The 24,006-nt window shown below is 43.5% G+C and carries 25 protein-coding genes and 3 riboswitches; of the genes, 11 read left to right on the top strand and 14 right to left on the bottom strand.

Annotated elements, in window-relative coordinates; translation table 11 throughout:
• Positions 1-75 precede the first annotated feature (75 nt).
• On the top strand, positions 76-960 hold the full coding sequence (gene ku / locus NST16_RS10725) for a non-homologous end joining protein Ku (RefSeq protein ID WP_168747592.1): 885 nt from the start codon (positions 76-78) through the stop codon (positions 958-960).
• Positions 961-963: 3 nt separating this feature from the next.
• The gene (locus NST16_RS10730) at positions 964-2,799 is read left to right on the top strand and encodes a DNA ligase D (RefSeq protein ID WP_340886390.1); all 1,836 of its coding nucleotides are present in this window, start codon (positions 964-966) and stop codon (positions 2,797-2,799) included.
• A 27-nt stretch (positions 2,800-2,826) separates the two neighbouring features.
• On the opposite strand, the gene NST16_RS10735 is transcribed toward NST16_RS10730, so the two are convergent.
• Together NST16_RS10735 and NST16_RS10740 are read right to left on the bottom strand one after the other, a co-directional pair.
• Entirely contained in the window at positions 2,827-3,840 is a 1,014-nt protein-coding gene (locus tag NST16_RS10735; protein WP_326197156.1) for a glycosyltransferase family 2 protein, read from the bottom strand.
• Positions 3,841-3,852: 12 nt separating this feature from the next.
• A complete protein-coding gene (locus tag NST16_RS10740; RefSeq protein ID WP_340886395.1) occupies positions 3,853-5,544 on the bottom strand; it encodes a DUF6044 family protein in 1,692 nt (563 codons plus the stop codon).
• 238 nt (positions 5,545-5,782) lie between these two features.
• Between NST16_RS10740 and NST16_RS10745 the strand changes: the two genes are divergently transcribed.
• Entirely contained in the window at positions 5,783-6,556 is a 774-nt protein-coding gene (locus tag NST16_RS10745) for a metallophosphoesterase (RefSeq protein ID WP_340888333.1), read from the top strand.
• Between the two features lie 22 nt (positions 6,557-6,578).
• Here the strand turns inward: NST16_RS10745 and NST16_RS10750 are convergent, their stop codons facing one another.
• Complete coding sequence (locus tag NST16_RS10750; RefSeq protein ID WP_168747586.1) at positions 6,579-7,130, bottom strand: YkoP family protein; 552 nt, start codon at positions 7,128-7,130, stop codon at positions 6,579-6,581.
• Positions 7,131-7,222: 92 nt separating this feature from the next.
• Here NST16_RS10750 and NST16_RS10755 point away from each other — a divergent pair, with 92 nt between their 5' ends.
• A complete protein-coding gene (locus NST16_RS10755) occupies positions 7,223-8,344 on the top strand; it encodes an MGDG synthase family glycosyltransferase (protein ID WP_340886400.1) in 1,122 nt (373 codons plus the stop codon).
• Positions 8,345-8,361: 17 nt separating this feature from the next.
• Here NST16_RS10755 and NST16_RS10760 read toward each other — a convergent pair whose 3' ends face one another.
• From NST16_RS10760 to NST16_RS10770, 3 genes are all read right to left on the bottom strand, one after another.
• Complete coding sequence (locus NST16_RS10760) at positions 8,362-8,826, bottom strand: MarR family winged helix-turn-helix transcriptional regulator (RefSeq protein WP_081638289.1); 465 nt, start codon at positions 8,824-8,826, stop codon at positions 8,362-8,364.
• 135 nt (positions 8,827-8,961) lie between these two features.
• Positions 8,962-9,144 (bottom strand): hypothetical protein, encoded by a 183-nt coding sequence (locus NST16_RS10765; RefSeq protein ID WP_010333975.1) that lies wholly within the window; start codon positions 9,142-9,144, stop codon positions 8,962-8,964.
• An 87-nt stretch (positions 9,145-9,231) separates the two neighbouring features.
• Positions 9,232-9,387 carry a hypothetical protein gene (locus NST16_RS10770; protein ID WP_010333974.1) on the bottom strand — a complete coding sequence of 52 codons (156 nt, stop codon included), beginning with the start codon at positions 9,385-9,387 and terminating at the stop codon, positions 9,232-9,234.
• A 192-nt stretch (positions 9,388-9,579) separates the two neighbouring features.
• On the opposite strand from NST16_RS10770, the gene tnrA reads away from it, so the two are divergent.
• A complete protein-coding gene (gene tnrA, locus NST16_RS10775; protein WP_003239028.1) occupies positions 9,580-9,912 on the top strand; it encodes a MerR family transcriptional regulator TnrA in 333 nt (110 codons plus the stop codon).
• Between the two features lie 43 nt (positions 9,913-9,955).
• On the opposite strand, the gene mgtE is transcribed toward tnrA, so the two are convergent.
• From mgtE to ykoG, 7 genes are all read right to left on the bottom strand, one after another.
• A complete protein-coding gene (gene mgtE / locus NST16_RS10780) occupies positions 9,956-11,311 on the bottom strand; it encodes a magnesium transporter (RefSeq protein WP_168747584.1) in 1,356 nt (451 codons plus the stop codon).
• A 17-nt stretch (positions 11,312-11,328) separates the two neighbouring features.
• Positions 11,329-11,451 (bottom strand): hypothetical protein, encoded by a 123-nt coding sequence (locus NST16_RS10785; RefSeq protein WP_267495994.1) that lies wholly within the window; start codon positions 11,449-11,451, stop codon positions 11,329-11,331.
• A gap of 95 nt (positions 11,452-11,546) precedes the next feature.
• A riboswitch (M-box (ykoK) riboswitch) is annotated at positions 11,547-11,712 on the bottom strand.
• Between the two features lie 109 nt (positions 11,713-11,821).
• Entirely contained in the window at positions 11,822-11,959 is a 138-nt protein-coding gene (locus NST16_RS10790; protein WP_003218541.1) for a transcriptional regulator SplA domain-containing protein, read from the bottom strand.
• 76 nt (positions 11,960-12,035) lie between these two features.
• Positions 12,036-12,548: a PepSY domain-containing protein gene (locus tag NST16_RS10795; protein ID WP_326197159.1), complete on the bottom strand. Its 513-nt coding sequence runs from the start codon at positions 12,546-12,548 to the stop codon at positions 12,036-12,038.
• 93 nt (positions 12,549-12,641) lie between these two features.
• Positions 12,642-13,322 (bottom strand): PepSY domain-containing protein, encoded by a 681-nt coding sequence (locus tag NST16_RS10800; protein ID WP_340886412.1) that lies wholly within the window; start codon positions 13,320-13,322, stop codon positions 12,642-12,644.
• A complete protein-coding gene (locus tag NST16_RS10805) occupies positions 13,319-14,683 on the bottom strand; it encodes a sensor histidine kinase (protein WP_340888336.1) in 1,365 nt (454 codons plus the stop codon). Before NST16_RS10805 ends, NST16_RS10800 begins: the two co-directional genes overlap by 4 nt.
• Before the next feature lie 3 nt (positions 14,684-14,686).
• Positions 14,687-15,373, bottom strand: coding sequence for a two-component system response regulator YkoG (gene ykoG / locus NST16_RS10810; protein WP_340886414.1), 687 nt, complete (start codon positions 15,371-15,373; stop codon positions 14,687-14,689).
• 101 nt (positions 15,374-15,474) lie between these two features.
• Positions 15,475-15,586: riboswitch (TPP riboswitch) on the top strand.
• A 96-nt stretch (positions 15,587-15,682) separates the two neighbouring features.
• Between ykoG and NST16_RS10815 the strand changes: the two genes are divergently transcribed.
• From NST16_RS10815 to NST16_RS10830, 4 genes are read left to right on the top strand one after another with little or no spacing between them, the layout of a single operon-like run.
• Entirely contained in the window at positions 15,683-16,288 is a 606-nt protein-coding gene (locus NST16_RS10815; protein ID WP_168747580.1) for a YkoF family thiamine/hydroxymethylpyrimidine-binding protein, read from the top strand.
• Entirely contained in the window at positions 16,285-16,884 is a 600-nt protein-coding gene (locus NST16_RS10820; RefSeq protein WP_168747579.1) for an ECF transporter S component, read from the top strand. The genes NST16_RS10815 and NST16_RS10820 overlap by 4 nt, the downstream gene beginning before the upstream one ends.
• On the top strand, positions 16,871-18,514 hold the full coding sequence (locus NST16_RS10825) for an ABC transporter ATP-binding protein (RefSeq protein WP_340886417.1): 1,644 nt from the start codon (positions 16,871-16,873) through the stop codon (positions 18,512-18,514). The genes NST16_RS10820 and NST16_RS10825 overlap by 14 nt, the downstream gene beginning before the upstream one ends.
• Complete coding sequence (locus NST16_RS10830; protein WP_326191897.1) at positions 18,489-19,253, top strand: CbiQ family ECF transporter T component; 765 nt, start codon at positions 18,489-18,491, stop codon at positions 19,251-19,253. The genes NST16_RS10825 and NST16_RS10830 overlap by 26 nt, the downstream gene beginning before the upstream one ends.
• A gap of 32 nt (positions 19,254-19,285) precedes the next feature.
• Here NST16_RS10830 and rsbRB read toward each other — a convergent pair whose 3' ends face one another.
• Positions 19,286-20,119 carry an RsbT co-antagonist RsbRB gene (rsbRB, locus tag NST16_RS10835; RefSeq protein ID WP_010333964.1) on the bottom strand — a complete coding sequence of 278 codons (834 nt, stop codon included), beginning with the start codon at positions 20,117-20,119 and terminating at the stop codon, positions 19,286-19,288.
• A 222-nt stretch (positions 20,120-20,341) separates the two neighbouring features.
• On the opposite strand from rsbRB, the gene isp reads away from it, so the two are divergent.
• Entirely contained in the window at positions 20,342-21,301 is a 960-nt protein-coding gene (gene isp / locus NST16_RS10840) for a serine protease Isp (protein WP_340886425.1), read from the top strand.
• Positions 21,302-21,432: 131 nt separating this feature from the next.
• A riboswitch (SAM riboswitch) is annotated at positions 21,433-21,588 on the top strand.
• Between the two features lie 128 nt (positions 21,589-21,716).
• The gene (gene metE, locus NST16_RS10845) at positions 21,717-24,005 is read left to right on the top strand and encodes a 5-methyltetrahydropteroyltriglutamate--homocysteine S-methyltransferase (protein ID WP_340886428.1); all 2,289 of its coding nucleotides are present in this window, start codon (positions 21,717-21,719) and stop codon (positions 24,003-24,005) included.
• Position 24,006 lies beyond the last annotated feature (1 nt).

A 24,006-nucleotide genomic window follows, 5' to 3' on the forward strand; every position in this document is an offset into this window, starting at 1 on the left:
TTTATACCCATAAGTTACTACACATGAATCCCCCCTCATATCTCCACAATAATGAAAAAAAGGTGGTTCATCGATATGCATACAATGTGGAAGGGATCCATCAGCTTCGGTTTGGTGAATATCCCCATCAAGCTTTATGCCGCCACAGAAGATAAAGACATTAAGCTGCGAAGTCTTCATAAAGAAGATCATGCGCCAATTAAATATGAAAAAATATGCACGAACTGTGAAAAAACGCTCAGTCCTGATGAAATTGTGAAGGGATATGAATACGTAAAAGGAAAATATGTCGTGCTGACTGATGAAGATTTAAAAAGCTTAAAGCAGGAGCATGAAGAGAAAGCGGTTGAAATTGTCGATTTTGTTCAACTGCAGGAAATAGACCCGATATATTTTAACCGTTCCTATTATGTCGGACCCGGTGATAACGGCACAAAAGCCTATACCCTTCTTCGCGAGGCGCTTCGATCCACCGGAAAGATCGGGATTGCCAATATGACGATCAGGTCGAAACAGCAGCTTGCCATTCTCCGCGTATATGAAAATTGCATCGTAATGGAATCCATTCATTATCCCGATGAGGTAAGAAGCGCTGCCCACGTACCCGGAGTGCCTGATCAATCAAATGTAAATGATAAAGAACTGCAGACAGCCATTACGTTGATAGATGAGCTGACAACTGAATTTCAGCCAGAACAATATGAGGATACGTATCGAAAAGCCTTGCTGCAAAGAGTCAATGATAAGCTGGAAAATAAAGAAACAGCCGTTACTCCTGACAAAGCGCCTCCTCGTGAGGATGTGATCGACCTGGTCAGCGCACTTCAAGCCAGCATCGACCGAACCAAAAGGCCGAATCGGGAAAAACCAGCGGCAGCACCAGCCGAAGGCGGAGAACCGAAAGGAGCCGGAGAAAAAAAGCAGAAAACCACTAGAAAAAAAGTCTCCGGCACATCATAGCCAATGGCGTTTACCATGCAGCCCGTCCTTACTTCTTCACCTCCAAAAGGAGCGGAATGGCATTACGAAGTAAAATATGACGGGTTTCGCTGTATTCTCCGCATTAATCCGTCAGGTGTGACATTAACGAGCAGAAATGGTTTAGAGCTTAACAGTAAATTCCCTGAAATTTCCACATTCGCCGAAACTGCTTTTCAGCATATAAAAAAGGAACTTCCGTTTACACTTGATGGAGAAATTGTTTTTTTGGCGAATCCATTCCGTTCAGATTTTGAACATATTCAAGTGCGGGGACGCTTGAAAAGGCCGGATAAGATACAGGAATCCGCAAACTCTCGGCCTTGCTGCTTTCTCGCATTTGACCTTTTGGAACGAAGCGGACAAGATGTATCCACTCATTCCTATATTGACCGAAAAACATCGCTGCATGAGCTGATGTCTGCTGCAAAGCTCCCGGCTGAGCCAAATCCTTACGCAAAGGAAACCATTCAGTATATCCCCTCCCACCAGCACTTCGATCCAATTTGGGAGAAGGTAATAAAGTATGACGGAGAGGGAATTGTAGCGAAAAAAATCAACAGCAAATGGATCGAAAAAAAACGGTCATCTGATTGGCTGAAATACAAAAACTTTAAACATGCCGATGTTTGTATCACAGGATTTAATCCTCACAATGGATTTCTGACGGTTTCTGTGTTAAAAAACGGTGTAATGACGCCTGTCGCCTCTGTATCACACGGAATGAGCGAGGAAGAAAAAAATGCCATACGCGCAATTATGGAAGAGCACGGACAAAAAACATCATCAGGTGAATACACACTCGAACCATCGATCTGCGCTACTGTTCAGTACTTAACGATTTTACAAGGCACGCTAAGAGAGGTTTCGTTTGTCAAATTTCAATTTCATATGGACTGGACCGACTGCACCTTTGCACAGCTCGTGCGCCGCTCAAAGCCGGTTCATCCAAAACTGCAGTTTACAAGCCTAGATAAAATCATATTTGAAAAGCATAAAAAAACAAAAGAAGATTTCATCCAGTATATGATTGAAATCAGCGACTATCTGTTCCCGTTTCTCAAAGATCGTGCTGTCACGGTTATTCGCTATCCGCACGGATCAAGGGGCGAATCCTTTTTCCAAAAAAATAAGCCTGATTATACGCCGGACTTTGTCCAATCCTTTTTTGACGGGAGCCATGAACATGTGGTCTGTAAGGACCTGTCTACCTTATTGTGGCTTGCCAATCAGCTCGCTTTGGAGTTACATGTTCCTTTTCAAACGATTGCAAGCAGGAGGCCGGCAGAGATTGTCATTGATTTAGATCCCCCGTCCCGGGATGACTTTCTAATGGCTGTTCAGGCAGCAAATGAACTTAAACAGCTCTTCGAATCCTTCGGCATCACATCGTATCCTAAGCTTTCCGGCAACAAGGGGATTCAGCTTTACATTCCCTTGTCACCAGAAGCATTTACGTACGAGGACACACGCCAATTTACACAGCTGATTGCCGAATATTGTACCAATGCATTTCCGGAGCTATTTACAACCGAACGCTTGATCAAAAACAGGCATGGAAAATTGTATCTCGATTATTTGCAGCATGCTGAAGGAAAAACGATTATCTGTCCCTATTCCACCAGGGGAAACGAGCTTGGCACCGTAGCGGCGCCGCTCTATTGGCACGAGGTGCAGCCATCTTTGACACCGGCGATGTATACAATCGATAACGTCGTTGACCGGGTCAAGAAACACGGATGCCCGTTTTATGAATTTTACCGCAATCCGCAGGATGAACCTCTTGCCGCTATTTTGAATCAGCTGAAGAAAAAGAGCTGACTTATTCGGTCAGCTCTTTGTGTTATTTTAGCTGTATTTTTTCTCCAAATGCTCACTTTCCTGCCGCTGGAGCGGGCTTAAGGGCTCATTATACAGATCGATATCAACCGCATATTTCGGCCGTCTTTTCACCTCAGAAAAAATCGTTCCAATATATTCGCCGATAATGCCGATTCCCATGAGCTGCAACCCGCCCAGAAACCAAATGGAGATGATGAGAGACGCCCAGCCTGCATTTGTGTGTCCGAGCATTTTTTGAATGACTGCGCCAATCCCCGCCATGGCGCTTACCAAAAATAATAGAAAACCCAAAAGCGTAAAAAAGCGAATCGGGGCCACGCTGAAGGATGTAATTCCGTTAAAAGCGAATGAAAGCATCTTTTTCAGCGGATATTTCGTTTTACCGGCAAAACGTTCTTTGCGGTCATACAACACTTCGGCTGATCTGAAGCCGATCATAGGAACGATGCCCCTTAAAAACAAATTGGCTTCCGGATAGCGCGCAAGTTCTTCAAGCGCCCTTTTATTCATTAAACGAAAATCGGCATGATTGTAAATTAACTTAATCCCAAGCTTATTCATGAGCCGGTAAAACCCTGTAGCCGTCGTGCGCTTGAAAAAGGTATCGGTTTTCCGGCATCGGCGCACGCCGTAAACAATTTCAAAACCATCGTGATATTTCAGCATAAATTCCCTGATAACAGAGATATCATCCTGCAGATCGGCATCAATCGAAATTACGCAGTCTGATTTTTGCTTTGCTTTATGCAGACCTGCTAAAAGCGCTTTTTGATGTCCGACATTGCAGGCTAATTTCAATCCGGTTACCTTCTTGTTTTTCACGCTTTCCATGGCAATCAAAGACCAGGTGCGGTCTTTGCTGCCGTCATCAACAAATAAAATTTTACTGTCTTCTGATATCATTTTTTCTTCCATTAAGCTGTTTACAACCTCCGTCAGCTGACGGCTTGTCTCTTTAAATACTTCCTCTTCATTGAAACACGGAACGACGATGGTTAACACTGGCTGTGGCTGTTTCAATCGATATCCTCCTTATTTTGTTTCGTATAAATAAATGCGCCAGGCGGAGTCTTTATGGTCAAATGTTTTCACGAGCGCCAGGTGGTTTTGATCAGCGTTCATGATGGGAACCGAAGAAAAAATATATCGTCCGCCCATTTGTTTAAACACATCTGTATTTAATTCAAGATGATTGATTGTTTTCTTTGAATTCTTTTTAAAGTCATATCGTTTGCCAAGCTCATCGACGAACAGATAGCAGCGGCTCCCCCATTCATCAAAGTACCGTTTCAATTGGGCGTTTTTTTCGAGCTCTTTTTCAATGATTTTTCTAAATTCATATTTATATGAGAGCGGGTACAGGTTGTTATATGTATCTAAGGTGTAAAAGCCGTTGTATTGGGCAATAGACGGATGCAGACCGATACTCGCCACCCTGTACGAATCTAGCGGGCGCCCGATATACTCCTTAATCTCTTTGAATTGGTCAGACGCGTAAAATTCGCGAAATGTCGGCGCGTTGTAGTGAACGCCATACGTATACTCCTCATTAAAAGGCGCCAGCACAATCAGCTGCGCAGTAACTGCCGCATATACGAGCCATTGCCACTTCTTCACCATTCGCCAAATGAGGTACAAAGCGAGCGCAAAACTCATGTAGATTACCAGCGGTCGCAAAAAATGAAAACGGGCAAAATTGAATTCGGCTAAAAATGCAAATTTCTGCTTTGGAATAGCCCATATTTTGTTGAACCAAAACGCATACCATAGTGAAAGCGCATAATTCAGCACGCAGAGAAAAAGATAAACGTTTTCTTCCCTTGTCCGATTTCGTTTGAACAGCACAGCAAAAAATACGAGTAATAAGATTGGAAGAATCACAACGGTATGAACTGTCATGACATGGTTATGGCCGTAGACAAAGTTTTTGACGGATAAACGCAGAGAGTGCCATACATCATGCCTTGATGAAATAAATTCAATCCGGTGCATCGGCGCGTGTGAAATCACCATCGAATAGACAAGCCGGTACTCGACAAAAAGATAAATACTTGTCATAAAAGCGATGCTGCCTAAAAAAATGAAATTCCATTTTCTTTTTGTGATGACATCATACAGCCAGAAGCATGCCATCCCAGCCAAGAAAAAGAAGAAGCCTAATACAAAGCTTGAATACAGCGGCAGCAAACCGAGCGTCAGCCATTCTCTCCATGAGATATCCCCTTTTCGGATATTCAAAAAAGCCCACAGCGCCAAAGGGTATCCAAGCGTGCTCAGCATTCCAGAAGGCCAAAAAGGCGTTAAAGCAAATGCGAGCGATACGCCAATTCGGATCAATGCCGCTTTCTGCTCCGGAATCACATGTTTCTTCAGCAGCACATACATTCCGAAAAAAGCGACAACTCTCGTAATGGTCTGGCTTACCGCATAGGCGGTCATAGAAGAAAACAACGCGTGCAGCCAAACAATGCCGCTCCACTCGGTGCCGAACGCATCCCGGGGCAGCCCGTTAATGATCTGCGGAATGGCCGCATCCACTTTGCCGATGATTTCTCCGCTGTCGGCCAGCACCTTATACCACGCGATATTAGAATCCAAATTATCGTGTACGCGAATATGGGCGTCTTCCTTCAAAATAAAAAGCGGGGACACATACAGCAAAAGGAGAAATAAAGCCATCAAAAGATAATAGGTTTCTTTTTTGTGTCGTCTTAATCGTAACATCCCTAACACATCCATCTGTTATTCTGACTTCTATCGGGCATGATCTGCCTCACGTGTCAAAATTTATTATCCCTTTTCCCTTCTAAAACATTCATCAAATGTCAATCCTTTCTGTATTTTTCAAACTGGTCTTCAACCCATTAATTCCCGCTATCCATAGGGCTGGACCACTTACTATACTGGTAGAAGGGAGGGGATACATGTGTCCATCTTACTTTCATTGGTCATACTGGCTGTTATGCCATTTATATATAAAGCAAACCGCAACACAAAAGATGTGAAGGTCAACACGATTTCAATTGATCAGCAAGACGGCCTTCCAGCAAGAAAAAAACTGAATATCCTTCATTTATCGGATCTTCATTTAGAAAATATTTCTGTATCGCCTGATGAGCTGTATCGTTTAACAAATAATCAACCTGTAGACATCATTGCTCTTACCGGAGATTTTCTGGACCGGAAACGAAATATTCCAAAGCTGGCCGGCTACTTGCAGGCATTGCAAAAACTGAAGCCTGCCTATGGCATGTACGCGGTGTTTGGCAACCATGATTATGTATTAAAAAAAAAGGACTTTCTAAGATTAAAGCGAGTGCTCGAGGAAAATGGATGCATGACGCTTCAAAATGAACATGTTCACATCAATACTGATGCAGGACCTGTTAATATTATCGGAATTGACGATTACAGTACGAATCGCAGTAAAATCACAAACTCTTATAAAGGTCTGGAGAATGGCTATCACCTTGTACTGACACATGATCCGAACATTATATTAGAGATGGAAGATATTCATTTTGACTACCTGTTATCAGGCCATTTTCATGGAGGGCAAATCCACTGGCCAAAGCCGTATCATTTGGTGAAAATGGGCAAGCTTGTACGCATGAATATGATTAAAGGCCTTCATTATCACCACGATAAACCGTTTTATATCAGTGAAGGTTTAGGACAAACTGGCGTTAATATCCGTGTAGGAAGCCGCCCGGAAGTGACTTTCCATCAAATTTAAAAAGACTGTGCTGACCATGGCATCAGTCTTTTGTTTGATAGGTGTGCTGAAGCTTTTCTTTCGAGATAAACAAATAGGATGAATTCGGTAAATTCCGCAAGCTCACTGGCTTTGCCGTTAAATATAAGATTGGCATATGGGTAATTTTTTTAAAAGATCTGTAAAAAGGATTGACCGGGGTAACCACGTCAAAGCCGAGTCTTTCTACGCCTTTATCAAGCATTGTAATGCCAATGATTCCTTTGATTTTTTCGCTTTTTTTATGATTGTTGATATACTCCAGCAGCATCGGCATTGATTGATATACTTTTTGATAAATGATGATTCCTTTTCTGACCGCGCTTTCAATGCTTTGCAGCTCTCTGACCAGCTTGATGTTGTGCAGATGGATTTTAACGAGCACATCGTTTTTTCTTATATGGGTTCCGTCACTCAGCACGACATGATGCCCTTTGTATTTTGTCAGTCTGACTCGAAAGACACATTTTTGCTCATCATCAATCAAGGTCAGCCTCGAAAAAAAGAAATAAATTGGGTCAATCACTCTCCAAATGGAAAGGAAACAGGTTTTCATCTCTTCACCTTCCTTATCAGCAAAAAAACACCCTTATATTTTGTGATGATTCTCCCCAAAATATAGTTGGCATATTTTTAAGGGGGACAGACATGACAAACATTCTCATTTTTCCTTTTTTAAGCATTTCCACAGGGCATCATCATGTCGCTGATACCTTGAAGACTGATCTGGAATCTAAAGGGCTGCATTCAGAAAAGATCGATATCTTCTCTCATACGTATAAACGCTTAGAACAACTGTCCTCCTCAGCTTATTTAAAATGGATTCAATATGTTCCGAAAACGTACAGCGGAATATACAAGCTTCTCGCTTGCGGAGATTGTAAGAAGGTCAGACGCTATGCCATGTATGAATGGCTGTTTATGCAAAGCATGAGACAGATTCTCAAAGAAAAACAGCCTGATATCGCCTTCTGTACGCATGCCCTGCCTTCTTACCTGCTGAACCGGCTAAAACCGGAATATCCAAACATAGCCATCGTAAATGTATACACGGATTTTTTTGTGAATCAAGTATGGGGGCGGGAGAACATTGACTACCACTTTGTCCCGATTATGGATATTAAGATGCAGCTCATGTCTGAAGGAATTAACCAGGAAAAAATATTTATGACCGGCATTCCCGTTCACCGGGCTTTTGAAACAGGAACCGCAGACACCTGTCAGCATCGTCCGCCTTATACTGTCATAATCACAGGCGGCAGTATGGGAGTCGGAGGTATTTTTAAGCTGGTTCAGGAGCTGTCGCCAGGCGGAAATATCTTATACAAAATATTATGCGGCAGAAACGAAAAGCTCTACCGCTATGTTAAAAGTTTACAGCATCCTTTTATTGAGGCGATCCCTTACCTTCACAGCAAAGCAGAAATGAACCGGCTGTACGCAGAGTCCTCAGGCGTCATGACAAAGCCCGGAGGCGTAACCATCAGTGAATGCTTAAAGAAAAGGCTTCCGGTATTTATCTATCATGCGCTGCCGGGTCAGGAGGAAATGAATGTGAACCTGTTAAAAGAACGGCAGCTTGTTACAGATATAAGAAACTGGGATATGAAGCGGGCAGAAGAGCGCATTTCCGCATTTTTTCAATCGAATGAACGGGCAGCAGCAGAAAAGCGTATCAGCAGGTATCTTGGCCAAATGTGCGACCTGAAGATTGAGGAGGTTTTAAACAGGATATTAGATGAATGTGAATATAAAAAAACACTCTCCTGAAAGAGAGTGTGGAATGGCTAACGAAACAGTAAATGCTGGCTGTGGATGCCAGCTTTCTTCAGCAGGAGGATCAGCTGGTCCTGCTCATCAGACGAAAGGCCTGAAAACGCTCTCGCTATACGGAGCGCATGAATTGGATAGATCTTATCCAAATACTCATTCCCTTTATCGGTGAGATGCGCGTAAACAGAGCGTTTATCTTTCGGGTCCTGCTCCCTGACTAAAAACCCGTTTCTTTCTAGCTTGTCAATGACATATGTGACGTTTCCGCTTACAAGCAGAAGTCTCGACCCAATTTGCTGTAATTTTTGCGGGCCTCTCGTATACAAAAGTTCCAGTACGGCAAATTCTGTGGGATTGAAGCCGTGCTCTTTGCTGTCACGGATGCTGTGTTCAGACACACTTTTGAAAGCCCTTGCAAAAACTCTGTACAAATTCATCGCACGCTCAACTTCTTCTTCGTTAAACGATAATCTCATCATATCTACCCCGTATATAGAATTTTTATAAAAAAATAATGAAAACCCTTACATATAATAAGAGTTTAATGCCCTTATTATTTTTATTCGCTATAATTCGAGAAATTCCTTTTCAGGAAACAAAAAAATCCTTATACGTTATTTTGTATAAGGATTTTTTTGGTGATATGGAATGCTGCGAAAGAAATATGCGTATTCCTTTCGCAATTCAGAAAGTGTCATTTTGTTCATTACTTCTTTATTATAAACTCCGATTTGAAAGAGTTTTTCTGAATAATGGCTTCGTTCTTTTTCTAATGCTGATTTCAATAAATTACTCATAGCGTCCTCCTTCATTTTGAGGTATCCTTTTCATAAGATACTCTTTTTAAATGAACGTGGTATGAATCTAGTGTAAAGAATTTATGTTTACGAAGATTTTCGGTAAAGTCCGTTTTGAACTGATCTTAAAAGCTGAAAAGCATGTTCTCCGGCAAGCTGCATAAACGTTTCAAGCATTTCATCCCGTTTCATATCCAACTCGATTATTTCCTTTGCCAATGAGACCGCTTTTTCTTCCTCCATGATTATCCTTCCTCCTCATTAATCTTTACATATAGGATAAAGCGCGCTTATCGGTTACGCATCATTCTTGTTAATTTTTCTGCCGTATTTTTTCAAAAATCTGTTATTTCATGTTAGAAAATATAACAAGCGTCAGGTTTTTTCTCTATGTTTTTTATATACTATTATCAAAAGACATCCAGGGGTGGAAAAATGACCACAGAAGATCATTCTTATAAAGACAAAAAAGTGATTTCAATTGGGATTGTCAGTGAATTGACAGGATTGTCCGTAAGACAGATCAGGTATTATGAGGAGCGGAAGCTGATTTATCCGCAGCGTTCTTCAAGGGGAACGAGAAAATATTCCTTTGCAGATGTCGAGCGGCTGATGGATATCGCCAACAAACGCGAAGACGGCGTGCAGACGGCTGAAATTCTAAAAGATATGCGCAAAAAAGAACAAATGGTAAAAAACGATCCGCAAGTGCGGAAAAAAATGCTGGAGGGGCAGCTTAATGCTCACTTTAGGTACAAAAACCGATAAACGATAAAAGTCCGCCTCGCAATCTGAGACGGACTTTTATCGTTTATAATGAGTGAATGAATGCAGTTGCAATACCAAAATAAATTAATAAAGACAAGATATCATTTAGCGTCGTAATGAGCGGGCCTGACGCAATGGCCGGGTCTACATTCAGCCTGTGCAGAATAATAGGGATGATTGTTCCGGACATCGTGCCGATAATCAAGGTCAGCAGCAGTGAAGAGCCGACAACAAATCCTAAAAGCACATTCCCCTGCCATATGATGGCGATTACCGTAATTAAGACAGAGCAGACCGCACCGATATAAATACTCGTTCTGAGCTCCCGAAAAATCAGTTTCATAATCGTTTTTTTATTCATTTCTTCTTTAGATAAACCTCTGATGACAACCGCGAGAGACTGTGTTCCTGTATTCCCTGTCATCCCTGACACCATCGGCATAAAGAATGCCAGCGCCACGACCTGCTTCAGCGTATCTTCAAAATAGCTCATGATGCTGCCTGAAATCAGCCCAATGAACAAGAGCAGGATCAGCCATGGAAGGCGGCGGTATGCTGCAACATATGCTTTTGTATCGAAGGTAATGGCTTTACCTGAAGCGGCGAATTTTTCGTAATCCTCATCGGCTTCCCGAATAACGACATCGATGATATCATCGACCGTCACGATCCCGACAAGCACATTGTTTTCTTCCACGATCGGAATCGCTAAGAAATCGTAACGTTCAATCAGCCGCGCCACTTCTTCCTGATCTTGAAGCGCGTCTGCTGCGATGACACGGGTAAACATCAAGTCTTGCACCTTTTCTTCCGGTTCCCCGAGAATCAAATCGCGATATGACAGAACGCCGACAAGCTGCTTACTGTCATTTATGACATATAAGTAGTTGATAGACTCTGCGATTTCCGCGAAACTTTTTAGTTTGACGACCGCGTCTTTTACCGTGTAATGCTGAGGAATCCACACATAACGGTTGGTCATCATGCGCCCCGCTGAATCAGCCGGGTAATTCATAAGGAGCTGAACGGCTTTTGACTCTGAGGCCTCCATGCTGGATAAAAGCTGATCCTTCAGCTCTTCATCCATTTCTTCAAGCAATTGAGCGAGGTCATCGTTGTCCATTTTGTTCATCGCGAGTGTTGCTTTTGTTTTTCCGACTTTATTTAAGACGGCTAGCTGAAATTCCCGTTCCAGTTCGCCAATCATATCAGTAATATCATCAACAGTTAAATAAGATAAATAGCGGGCACGGTGTTTTTCCGGCATTTCTTTAAAAATAAATGCCATATCATAGGGCTGAAGCTCATCAATAACACTTCTGAAATCCCTGATTTTTCCGTCTCGCAATAATATAATGATGCGTAAAATGAGTTCGTCATAGGTCATGTTTTGAACCATTGGGACTCGTACCTCCTCTACGGAGACGTGCCGGCCTCGCCAGAAGGTGCGGCAGATCGTCTCCTCATCGTGTGATCAATTGTCTCGCTGTCATAGTATATGGGTACTTCTTCAGATTGACTCGAATGGGGAGAATCCATACTCCGCACCTCCTTTTTGTTCAGCATTTCGTTTTCAAGGCATAAAAAAAGCCTTCTGGATTGAAGGGGAAAGAAGCACAGCAAAAAAAGCGTGCGGGCGCCTTCAATCGTAGAGCTTTAGCACTGTATGGCATAGGAGCAATATCCAGCTGCATTAAAAATCACCTTATGTCGATGATTTCTGTTGACCCATTGGCGTCTTTGGACATTTTTGGGCAGCAGCGTATCTCCATACAGGAGCCTCACCTAACGAAGTTCGTAATTGAATTGACACACTGAGATTACAGAAAAAAACAAGCTATGTCAACTTAAAAAAGTTATTAATGCGTTTACACCTCATCAGATGAAATAAAATAAGGGCTATAAGCCCTTATTCTGTTGTTTGCGTCTCATCATCTTCAGAAAGCAAATGATAGGTTTCATGAAGAAATAAGGCGTACTCCCCTTCCTTCGTCGGATGTGGAACATACTCAGCCTGATTGATGTATTGTTCTTCTTTCTTTTCCATGCGCTTCGCCTCCTTTACTCATTAGATTCTCCAAAAAACCGTTCGTTATCATGAAAAAAAACCCGCGTGTGCGGGGTTAGTCGTCTAATTCCTGTTTAATTATACGTCCGTCCTTTGCAGAGATGTCAAATTCTGCTTCAGTCCCTTGTTTCGTTTGAACCTCAATTTCGTAGATGTACGCACCATCGTCTTCATCCAGCTTGCTTTCTGTGACGGTTCCAGCTGTTTGCTTTAGAGCAATCTGTTCTGCTTCTTCTTTTGTCAAAACAACTTGCTCTTTTTTCTCTTTTAACGGGTCATTGAGAGCTTGTTTGGTCTTAATATCCACATAAACATCATAATCTTCGCCGTCTTTTTCGATTTCAACTTCATAGGCTTCTTTGCCGTTATAGATGTCTCTGTCGATGTCATCCACTGTTCCGTCAACAACTGTTTTGGCAATGGACTCCGCTTCTTGTTCAGTAAGTCCGACAGTTCCAGAAACAGACTGTGTATGTTCATTATTTTCTTTCGCAAGCGCGTTGTAGCTGAATCCTCCGGCCGCTAAACAACCTGCTAATATGCCTATCATCCATCTTTTCTTCAGCATATGTGATTCCTCCCTTGTTTTGTTATGAGTTCAGTTTACACACTCAACATGAAAGGAAAACGAGAGAAAGATGAGAATTTGATGAGAAAACCATTAGTCTTCATAGATAATATTAGAAACTTTGCCGGTATAGGCGTTTATTTTCACTGTAGCTTCCTTGTCATTCGGGAGATCAACATCTACTTCAAACAAGAGAGTGCCTTCGCTTTCTTCCAAATCGGCGTCATCTGCTTTTCCTCCAGCTTCACGCTCTGCAATGGCTTTTGCCTCTTTTTCCGAAATTGTTGTCTTTTGTTTGTCTTTGCTGCTGATTTTATCAGCGGACACCACCGCTTTTGTCTTCATATCTACCTTCACTTTGTATGTTTCCCCATTATTTTTTTGAATGGTATACGACGCAACTCCATGTTTTCGCGTGTGTTTTTTGACGGTGCCCGGCACCCGCACCAGAGCAAGCTGCTCAGCTTCTTTTTCTGTCATGTCAGATGTGTTCGTCTCTTTCACTCTGTTCATTGACAATATGTCACCCGATTTAGCATCAGCTTTCAGAAAATAAATTCCTTTTGGATTTTCCAGAGTCATATCATACGTTTTTTTATCATTAGATCGCGTCACTTTTGTGATGTCGCCTTCATAGGAGGCTTCTACTTTTTTTATGACTGCCTCCTTTGACAGCGCGTCCTCATGGGTCTGCTGAATGATAAGAACCGCGCAGATGACAATGGCTAAAACGGCTGCCGCCGCCGCAGCTCCTGTTTTCATTCGTTTTGTCATAGCGCTCCCCCATTCTGTTCTCTAAATTGCATTGTGACATTTGTTCCCTGTCCCGGTTTGCTTTTTACAGACAGGTCAATGCCATGCTCATCGGCAATATGTTTCGCAATGGATAGACCTAAACCCGTTCCGCCTGTTTTGCGGTTACGCGCCTCATCCGCCCGGTAAAAACGTTCAAACAGGCGCGGGAGATGCTCTTCAGGTATGCCGATTCCTTCATCCCTTACAGACAAAAACGGCCGGCTGTTTTTGGTTCCTGCGGAAATCACAATGCCCTTGTCACTATACTTTATAGCATTATCAAGCAAAATCGTCAGCAGCTGCTTTATGCGTTCTTCATCTGCCGTTACGAGCAAATGCTCTTTGCCCGCCTCGAGAAAAATGTCGCGTTTATAAACCGGCTGGAGTGTTTGTATGACGGCGCGCGACATTTCGACCAGGTCAACCGTTTTCAGATCAAGCTCCAGTTCTTTATGGCTCTTGGCCAGGGTAAGCAGCTGATTGGTCAGTTTTTTCATATGGATCGCTTCCGAATGAATGGCTTCAATGGATTCCTCAAGCACTTCAGGCCTTCTTGCCCCCCAGCGTTTCATTAGATTGCTGTAGCTTTCAATAATGGTGAGCGGGGTTTTCAGCTCGTGTGAAGCGTCTTGGACGAATTGCTGCTGTTTGTCGTAGTGCTCTTTCAGCATGCTCGCCATCTCATTAAAAGTCAGCCCCATTTGGTATAATTCGTCGTGCGACTGTCCTTCCAGAGAAATTGTTTTGAATGCTTTTTCTCTCTGGATGTCTTTCATCGTTGTCACCAATTGTCTGATTGGATTGATGATGTGGCGGGCGAGTAAGCTGCCGGCAAAGAAGGAAGCGATACAGACCGCTGCGCTGGCCGCAATTAAAATAAATTTTAGCAGAAAAAGACTTTCTTCTGTATGCTCCAGCCTTTCCACGAGCTGAAGAGATACGACTTGTCCATCTGTCCAAATGACAGGGACAGCTGCTGCTGCAAACAGTTTGCCTTTATGCTTTGTCACGTCTGTCGTCTCTCCGCTGTGAAAAGTAAGAGGGAAGTCTTTATATGCTTTTTCCTTGGTGATGGTCATAACGGCTTTCTGATCCGCATTCACTATCCGTACCATTCCGTTTGCCGGAAGATACGCCTGCAGCATATCCTGCAGAGCCACTCCTTGTGTTTCGGCGGTATGAAGAGCTTCGGCGATATTGTCCGTTTCATCAGCAAGACGGGCTGCATCCTTTGAGGTGAGTGCCGATGAAAAAATGAGATAGACCGCAGTATGGACCAACATTAATAAAATCAACAGCCAAATAGATGTATAAAGATGAATCTTAGTCTTCAGCTTCATCATTTACCCCTTAATGGTATAGCCGACTCCGCGCACGGTATGAATCAGCTGTTTTTCGTAAGGATAGTCCATTTTTTTTCTGATATACCTTATGTACACGTCGACGACATTTGTATCACCGATGTAATCAAACCCCCATACAGAGCTGAGAATTTGCTCCCTCGTCAGCACTTGTTGCGGATGCTTCAGCATATAGACGAGCAAATCAAATTCCCGGGGTGTTAATTCAACTTCTTTGTCTCCCCGTCTGACTTCACGTGTTTTTTCGTTTACTTGCAAATCGTCATATGTCAAAAATGTGCCGATATCCTCTGTTTTGCTTCCGGTTTGGCGAAGTGCCGCTCGGATTCTGGCAAGCAATTCTTCAATTTCAAACGGCTTGGTGACATAGTCATTCGCACCGATGTCCAGCCCTGTTACCTTATCTGGAATGCTGTCGCGGGCGGTTAATAAAATAACCGGTGTTCCTTGATCTGTTTTCCTCAGCCGGCGCAGCACTTCAAGCCCGCTCATCCCAGGCAGCATGACATCAAGCAGCAGCAGGGAATACGAACCTTCGGCGGCCGCGTCAAGCCCTTCAGTGCCATTATGTTTGATGGTCACGCTGTATCCTTCATATTCCAATTCAAGCTGAAGGACCCTGGCGATTTTTTCTTCATCTTCCACAATTAATATGTGCCCTTTTTCCAAATCCGCTCATCCTCTCATGTTCCTATATGAAAAAAATGATTTCATTGTTTACAAAATGATTCTTATCATCTATTATGATGTCAAAATAAAAAATTGTATACGGAAAGCACTAGGGGTGCTGTTATGGCTGAGATAAAGCGCGAACAAACGCGCTTTGATCCCTTATGACCCGATCTGGATAATACCAGCGTGGGGAAGTGCAGGTTGACCGAAAGGTGTATTTTTTCGTGCGCTTACTCGATCTATGACTGCATATTCCCTAAGGATATGCAGTTTTTTATTTTACCAAAAAAACAGGAGGTCAGAGAAATGGACAACTTATGCGGTACAAGCAGAATCGCCGGTTTTCGGTTCTCTTTATACCCAATGACGGATGATTTTATCAGTGTGATCAAGTCTGCGCTGAAAAAAACCGATACGTCAAAGGTTTGGACAAAAACCGATCATATCAGCACAGTTTTGCGCGGATCGATCGAGCATGTATTCGACGCCGCCAAAGCCATCTACCTTTATGCAGCAAATAGCGAAAAACACATCGTTATGAACGGGACGTTTTCCATCGGCTGCCCCGGCGATACACAAGGAGATACATTTCTGACAGCAGATGAAAAGCGTGTCAACGAAGAATTTGTCCATACCCTGAAAGCAGAGGCTCCATGCCAATTTGCACTTTATCCGATGAATGAGCCGGATTATATGGACATCATCATGAAAGCTGTTGAAATCGCTAAGGCTGACGGCACCTTTGTACAGGGTGTTCATTACGCAAGTGAGCTAGACGGAGATGCACACGACGTGTTCCGAACGCTGGAAGCCGCTTTCCGCATGGCAAATCAGCAAACAACACACGTCACAATGACCGTGAACTTCTCGGCAAACAGTCCATCAAGAAAACAGAAAGCAGGGATAAAATGAAAAGCTGGAAAGTAAAAGAAATTGTCATCATGTCTGTAATCAGTATTGTTTTTGCCATTGTTTATTTAGTATTCACTCATTTTGGAAACGTACTTGCAGGGATGTTCGGGCCCATCGCTTATGAACCGATATACGGCATTTGGTTTATCGTGTCGGTGATTGCTGCGTACATCATTCGCAAACCGGGGGCTGCCCTTGTATCTGAAGTCATCGCAGCTCTCGTTGAATGTTTGCTGGGAAATCCTTCAGGCCCGATGGTTATCGTGATCGGCGTTGTTCAAGGTCTCGGAGCGGAAGCAGTATTTCTTGCGACACGCTGGAAAGCATATTCCCTTCCTGTGCTGCTTTTGGCGGGTATGGGGTCTTCGGTGGCCAGCTTTATTTATGATCTCTTTGTTTCCGGTTATGCGGCGTATTCACCAGGCTACCTGCTCATTATGCTTGTGATCCGTCTCGTTTCAGGTGCGGTTCTAGCCGGACTTCTTGGAAAAGCTGTCAGCGATTCTCTCGCATATACGGGCGTCTTAAACGGAATGGCGCTGGGAAAGGAACTGAAAAAGAAACGGAAACGGGTATCTAATCATGCAAGCCTATAATACGTTACTTTCGGTTGACCGGCTTCGTTTTTCATATGAAGAAAACGAGAAACCGATTTTTCAAGAGATAACGTTTGAGCTCCTAAAAGGAGAATGCGCTTTATTGTTAGGGCCGAGCGGGTGCGGAAAAAGCTCGCTTGCCCTCTGTTTAAACGGACTTTACCCCGAAGCTTGTGACGGGGTGCTGTCCGGGCATGTATTCTTATTTCAAAAACCTATTACTGATGATGAAACCTCTGAAACGATCGCTCAGCATGTCGGAGTCGTCTTTCAGGATCCTGATCAGCAGTTTTGTATGCTGACAGTGGAGGACGAAATCGCCTTCGGATTGGAAAATTTGCAAGTTCCTCAAGAAGAAATGGCAAAGAAAATTGATGCAGTTCTGGATAAATTACACATCTCTCATTTAAAGAAAAGCACAATTTCTACTCTGTCAGGGGGACTGAAGCAAAAAGTCGCGCTCGCCTGTATTTTGGCGATGGAGCCTGAGCTCATTATTCTGGATGAACCGACTTCCCTTTTAGATCCTTATTCAGCGCGGGAATTCGTTCAAATGATCAAAGAGCTTCAGCAGGAAAAAGGCTTCGGCCTTCTCGTCATCGAACATCAGCTTGATGAGTGGGCGCCTTGGGTTGAAAGAACAATTGTACTGGATGGAGCAGGCAAGAAAGCCTTAGACGGGCCGACTACGGATATGTTTCAGCATCACTCAAACATGTTAAGAACAATGGGAATCGCTGTGCCAAAAATTTGTGACTTACAAGAAAATGTGATTATCCCGTTTACATTGTCAAAGGAAACGCTGTTCAAGGAACCCTTCCCTGCTGGGCATACTGAAGAAGCTGTGGTTCTTTCTGCTGAACATGCAGTGCAGGTCAAGAACTTATCGTTTTCAAGAGGACAGCAGACCATTTTCAAAGACATCAGTTTTTCATTGCGTGCAGGCTCTTTGACGGCACTTGTCGGGCCAAACGGCACAGGAAAATCTACGCTGCTATCTGTTCTCGCCCGTTTGCTCAAAGCGAATAGCGGCAAGATTTTTCTGCATGATAAGCCGCTGGAGTCTTACAAAGAAAAAGAGCTTCGTAAACAATTGGGGTTTGTTTTCCAAAATCCAGAGCACCAGTTTGTGACTGATACAGTATATGATGAGCTGCTGTTCGGCCATACGGCAAATGCCGAAACCGAGAAAAGAGCGCAGAATCTGCTGCAACGCTTCGGTCTTGCACATTTGGCGGACCACCATCCGTTTGCGATCAGCCAAGGGCAAAAACGGCGGCTGAGTGTCGCTACCATGCTGATGCATGATGTAAAGGTCTTGCTTTTAGACGAACCGACCTTTGGGCAAGACGCCAAAACAGCAGCTGAATGTATGGAGATAATTCAGCATATCCAGGCAGAAGGCACCGCTGTTCTTATGATCACACACGATATGGAGCTTGTATCTTCATATGCTGACAGCGTGCTTGTGCTTCACGACACACATTTGGCCTTTGACGGAACACCGGAACAATTATTTTCTAAGGAAGCCGAGCTCGTCCAAAAAGCAAAGCTCACCCTCCCCCTTCGATATGAATGGATGACATACCAGCAGGAGGTGCGCGATGAAGCAGCCGTTACATCTCATTAACCCGGCAGTAAAAGCAGCGGCGGTTTTTTGCTGTGTCGTCATGCTGTCGTTTATTTACAATCCTTACACACCGGCATGCTTTTATATCATAATTGTTGCGGGTGTCCTATTTGCGGCCAGAATACCGCTGAAAAAATGGCTTTTGTTCACGATTCCGTTTTTGATTTTAGCATTCGGCTGCGTATGGACAGCCGCTGTTTTCGGCAAAATTCCCACAACTGCAGATAATATTCTGTTCCAAGCCGGCCCTTTTTCGATCAACAGTGAAAATGTGGCTGTCGGCATCTCACTCGGGTTTCGGATTTTGTGCTTTTCTGCCTTATCGATGATGTTTGTTTTTACAACCGATCCGATTCTATTTATGCTGAGTCTTGTGCAACAGTGTAAGCTGTCCCCGAAGCTCGCATATGGCGTCATTGCCGGATTTCGTTTTCTCCCTCTGTTAAAAGAGGAGGTCCAGCTGATCCAGCAGGCACATAAAATCCGAGGCGGGGCGGCGGAAAATGGCTTAAAAGAAAAAATAAGCGCGTTAAAGCGCTATACAATCCCGCTATTAGCAAGTGCGATCAGAAAAGCGGAACGAACAGCTCTTGCGATGGAATCAAAAGGATTTACAGGCAGCCGAAACCGGACGTATTACCGGTCGCTTACCGTCAGCCTGCGCGACTGGCTGTTCTTTTTCATCGTTCTCTTGTTATTCGCAGGATCTTTTCTTGTGTCTTTATGTTTTACCTCATAAAAAAGCCGCTATGTTGAATAGCGGCTTTCTCATTATTGATGATAGTTCAATGCTTGGGCAAGATTGGTTTTAATATTAATGTTCGTAAAATCAATTCCAAGCTGTACAGCGGTTTGCGCGATTTCTGGCCTGATTCCAGACAATGTGGATCTGACACCGATTAAAGTAAGCGCCTCAATCAATTTAAAGATTTGATGCGCCACCATTGTATCCACAACGACGACACCTGAAAGATCGATTAACAGATGCTCAATGCGTCTTTTCGCACATGCACTAAGCGTGTTCTCGAGAATAAACTTTGCCCGTTCAGTATCAATATCACCGACAAGCGGCAGCAGAGCTGTCGTTTTGCTCAGAGTAATGACAGGCGAACTTAATTCCAGTATCATTTCTCTCTGGGCATTTAATTGCTGTTTTGCATTCGATTCAGCGTGATCGACGAATGTATAAATGGTAAAATCAAAAACTTTCACAATCAAATTAGCCCATTTTTGTTTTTCTCCCGGTCCAAATGCCGACTCGTTTTCTTTTGCGAATTTCTCAAAATACTTCGTATATAATCTTCGGTTTCTCATAAACTCACGGATGACGTATTGCACCGGGGTATCGAGATGTTTTTGATCATTCGTCAGCTCAATAACCCATTGTTGAAATTCATCGAGAAATTGTTTTTCCGGTAAAACATACATGTAATTCAGATGCCGGTAGAACTCTCTGTCCTGCTCTTTCAGCTCCTCGGTTACAGTTGCATTATGTAAGGCATAAATTGAATTCGGATCGCTTTCCTCCATTGTGTCAATCCATTCCTCGGCCATTTGTTCTACATGCTCAGAAAAAAACGCAAATATTTTTTCATTCAGTTTCATCACACTGCTCCTTTCCCAGCTTCTATTATAACTTGACTGACAGCTGAATCCCAGTCATACACGCTAAACCCACCCATTATTTTGAAAATGACTAATCCATTGGATTGTATCCTATTTTTTCAAAATGCTTCAAACGACTCTGTCCGAGCGGCTGTTTTTTTCATATAATGTGAGATAACACCCTTGTATCCACTTGCAGGCATAAAAAAGGAGGGCTTTTTTATGAATGGTGAAATCCGCTTGATCCCGTATGTGACGAATGAGCAGATCATGGATGTGAACGAGCTTCCTGAGGGTATTAAAGTGATTAAGGCGCCAGAAGTGTGGGCAAAAGGGGTTAAAGGCAAAGATGTAACAATTGCTGTATTGGACACCGGCTGCGATACAAGCCATCCCGATCTGAAAAACCAAATCATCGGCGGCAAGAATTTCACAGATGATGACGGCGGCAAGGAAGATGCCATTTCCGACTACAACGGACACGGCACTCACGTTGCCGGAACGATTGCGGCTAACGATTCAAACGGCGGCATCGCCGGAGTTGCGCCTGAGGCAAGCCTTTTAATTGTAAAGGTGCTTGGCGGTGAAAACGGCAGCGGAAAGTACGAATGGATTATTAACGGTATTAACTATGCTGTTGAGCAAAAGGCTGATATCATCTCAATGTCCCTTGGCGGACCGAGCGATGTGCCTGAACTGGAGGAAGCGGTCAAAAACGCCGTCAAAAACGGAGTGCTAGTCGTTTGTGCCGCGGGAAATGAAGGTGACGGCGACGAACGCACAGAGGAGCTTTCCTATCCTGCTGCGTATAATGATGTGATTGCGGTTGGATCGGTTTCAGTAGCGCGAGAATCGTCAGAATTTTCAAACGCAAACAAAGAAATTGATCTTGTTGCACCTGGTGAAAACATTTTATCCACTCTTCCCAACAAGAAATACGGGAAGCTGACGGGCACTTCAATGGCTGCCCCTCATGTCAGCGGAGCGCTTGCTTTAATTAAAAACTTTGAAGAAGAATCTTTTCAAAGAGAGCTTTCTGAATCTGAGCTTTATGCGCAGCTGATCCGCAGGACACTTCCGCTCGATATCGCAAAAACATTGGCGGGGAATGGATTCCTGTATTTAACTGCTCCTGATGAGCTGTCGGAGAAAGCAGAGCAGTCACATTTACTGACCCTATAATATTATTTTTCTCATATAATATATACCGTAATTTGTAAAATAAAATTTAAAATCTTTGTTGACAATGAATTTGACTTGCTGTTAAGATTACCAACAAATGATTCAACTTTTCAAAAAATTAATAACATTTTCTCTTATCGAGAGTTGGGCGAGGGATTGGCCTTTTGACCCCAACAGCAACCGACCGTAATTCCATTGTGAAATGGGGCGCACTGATTTTCGCGCCGAGATTTATATCTCTTAAGGCACGGTGCTAATTCCATCAGATTGTTTCTGAGAGATGAGAGAGGCTATATGTTTTGTAAAAAAGCCTCTTTCTCTCATGGGAAAGAGGCTTTTTAGTTGTGAGAAAACCTCTTAATAGCCTGTATCCGCGGGTCAACAAGAGTGTTTTACATATAAAGGAGGAGAAACAATGACAACAATCAAAACATCGAATTTAGGATTCCCAAGAATCGGACTGAACAGAGAATGGAAAAAATCGCTTGAAGCGTATTGGAAAGGAAACAGCGATAAAGATACGTTTTTGAAGCAAATCGATGAATTATTCTTATCCGCAGTGAAAACGCAAATTGACCAGCAGATTGATGTTGTGCCTGTTTCTGATTTCACACAGTACGATCACGTTCTTGACACGGCGGTCAGCTTCAACTGGATCCCGCAACGCTTCAGACACCTGACTGACCGTACAGATACATACTTCGCCATCGCCCGCGGAATAAAAGACGCCGTATCAAGTGAAATGACAAAATGGTTTAATACAAATTACCATTACATCGTGCCTGAATATGACGAGAGCCTAGAGTTCCGCCTGACAAGAAACAAACAGCTGGAAGATTACCGCCGAATCAAACAGGAGTACGGCGTTGAAACAAAACCTGTTATCGTCGGCCCTTATACGTTCGTCACGCTTGCAAAAGGCTACGAGCCATCTGAAGCTAAAGCAATTCAAAAGCGCCTCGTTCCTTTATATGTTCAGCTTTTAAAAGAGCTTGAAGAAGAAGGCGTAAAATGGGTTCAAATTGATGAACCTGCGCTTGTCACCGCTTCAGCAGAGGATGTACGCGGCGTAAAAGAGTTATTCGAGAGCATCACAAATGAGCTTTCTTCCTTGAATGTGCTTTTGCAAACGTATTTCGATTCTGTTGATGCTTATGAGGAGCTCATTTCTTATCCTGTACAGGGCATCGGGCTTGATTTCGTTCATGATAAGGGCAGAAACCTGGAACAGCTTAAGACACACGGCTTTCCGAAAGATAAAGTGCTGGCAGCCGGCGTTATAGACGGCCGCAACATTTGGAAAGCGGATCTTGAAGAACGCCTCGATGCCGTGCTTCATATCCTCAGCCTCGCACAGGTTGATGAACTATGGATTCAGCCTTCCAGCAGCCTGCTTCATGTTCCGGTAGCGAAACACCCAGATGAGCATTTGGAACAGGATCTGCTGAACGGATTGTCTTACGCAAAAGAAAAGCTGGCAGAGCTGACAGCTTTAAAAGAAGGCTTAGTATCAGGCAAAGCTGCCATCAGTGAGCAAATTCAGCAGGCGAAAGCTGATATTTTAGCGCTTAAACAATTTGCAACAGGCGCCAATTCTGAACAAAAGAAAGAGCTGGAGCAGTTAAGCGATAAAGACTTCAAGCGCCCGATTCCGTTTGAAGAACGTTTATCCCTGCAAAATGAATCTCTCGGCCTCCCGCTTTTGCCGACGACTACGATCGGAAGTTTCCCGCAGTCTGCTGAAGTGCGGAGCGCACGCCAAAAATGGCGGAAAAACGAGTGGTCTGATGAACAATACCAAAACTTTATCAATGCGGAGACGAAAAGATGGATTGATATTCAGGAAAAATTGGATCTTGACGTTCTTGTTCACGGTGAATTCGAACGGACAGACATGGTCGAATACTTCGGTGAAAAGCTGGCCGGCTTTGCCTTCACAAAATACGCTTGGGTTCAATCATACGGCTCACGCTGTGTCCGCCCGCCCGTGATTTATGGAGATGTAGAGTTTATTGAACCGATGACAGTAAAAGATACTGTATACGCTCAATCGTTAACATCCAAGCATGTAAAAGGAATGCTGACAGGGCCTGTTACGATTTTAAATTGGTCTTTCCCTCGGAACGATATCTCGAGAAAAGAAATCGCGTTCCAAATCGGGCTCGCCCTTCGCAAAGAAGTAAAAGCGCTTGAAGACGCAGGCATTCAAATCATTCAAGTCGATGAACCGGCGCTGCGTGAAGGTCTTCCATTAAAAACCCAAGATTGGGATGAATATTTGACTTGGGCGGCAGAAGCCTTCAGATTAACCACTTCTTCGGTGAAAAACGAGACGCAAATTCATACGCATATGTGCTACAGCAACTTTGAAGACATCGTCGATACGATTAATGATCTTGACGCGGATGTTATTACGATCGAGCACAGCAGAAGCCACGGAGGATTTTTGGATTACTTAAAAGAGCATCCGTATTTGAAAGGACTCGGTCTTGGTGTTTATGACATTCACAGTCCCCGTGTCCCGTCAACTGAAGAAATGTACAACATTATCGTTGATGCGCTTGCCGTATGTCCGACTGACCGTTTTTGGGTAAATCCTGACTGCGGTTTAAAAACAAGACAGCAGGAAGAAACAGTCGCAGCCTTAAAAAATATGGTTGAAGCGGCAAAACAGGCAAGAGCCAAGCAGACACAGCTTGTTTAAG

It is taken from the genome of Bacillus sp. FSL K6-1005 (assembly GCF_038000225.1).
In the GTDB taxonomy this organism is placed as follows: domain Bacteria; phylum Bacillota; class Bacilli; order Bacillales; family Bacillaceae; genus Bacillus; species Bacillus mojavensis.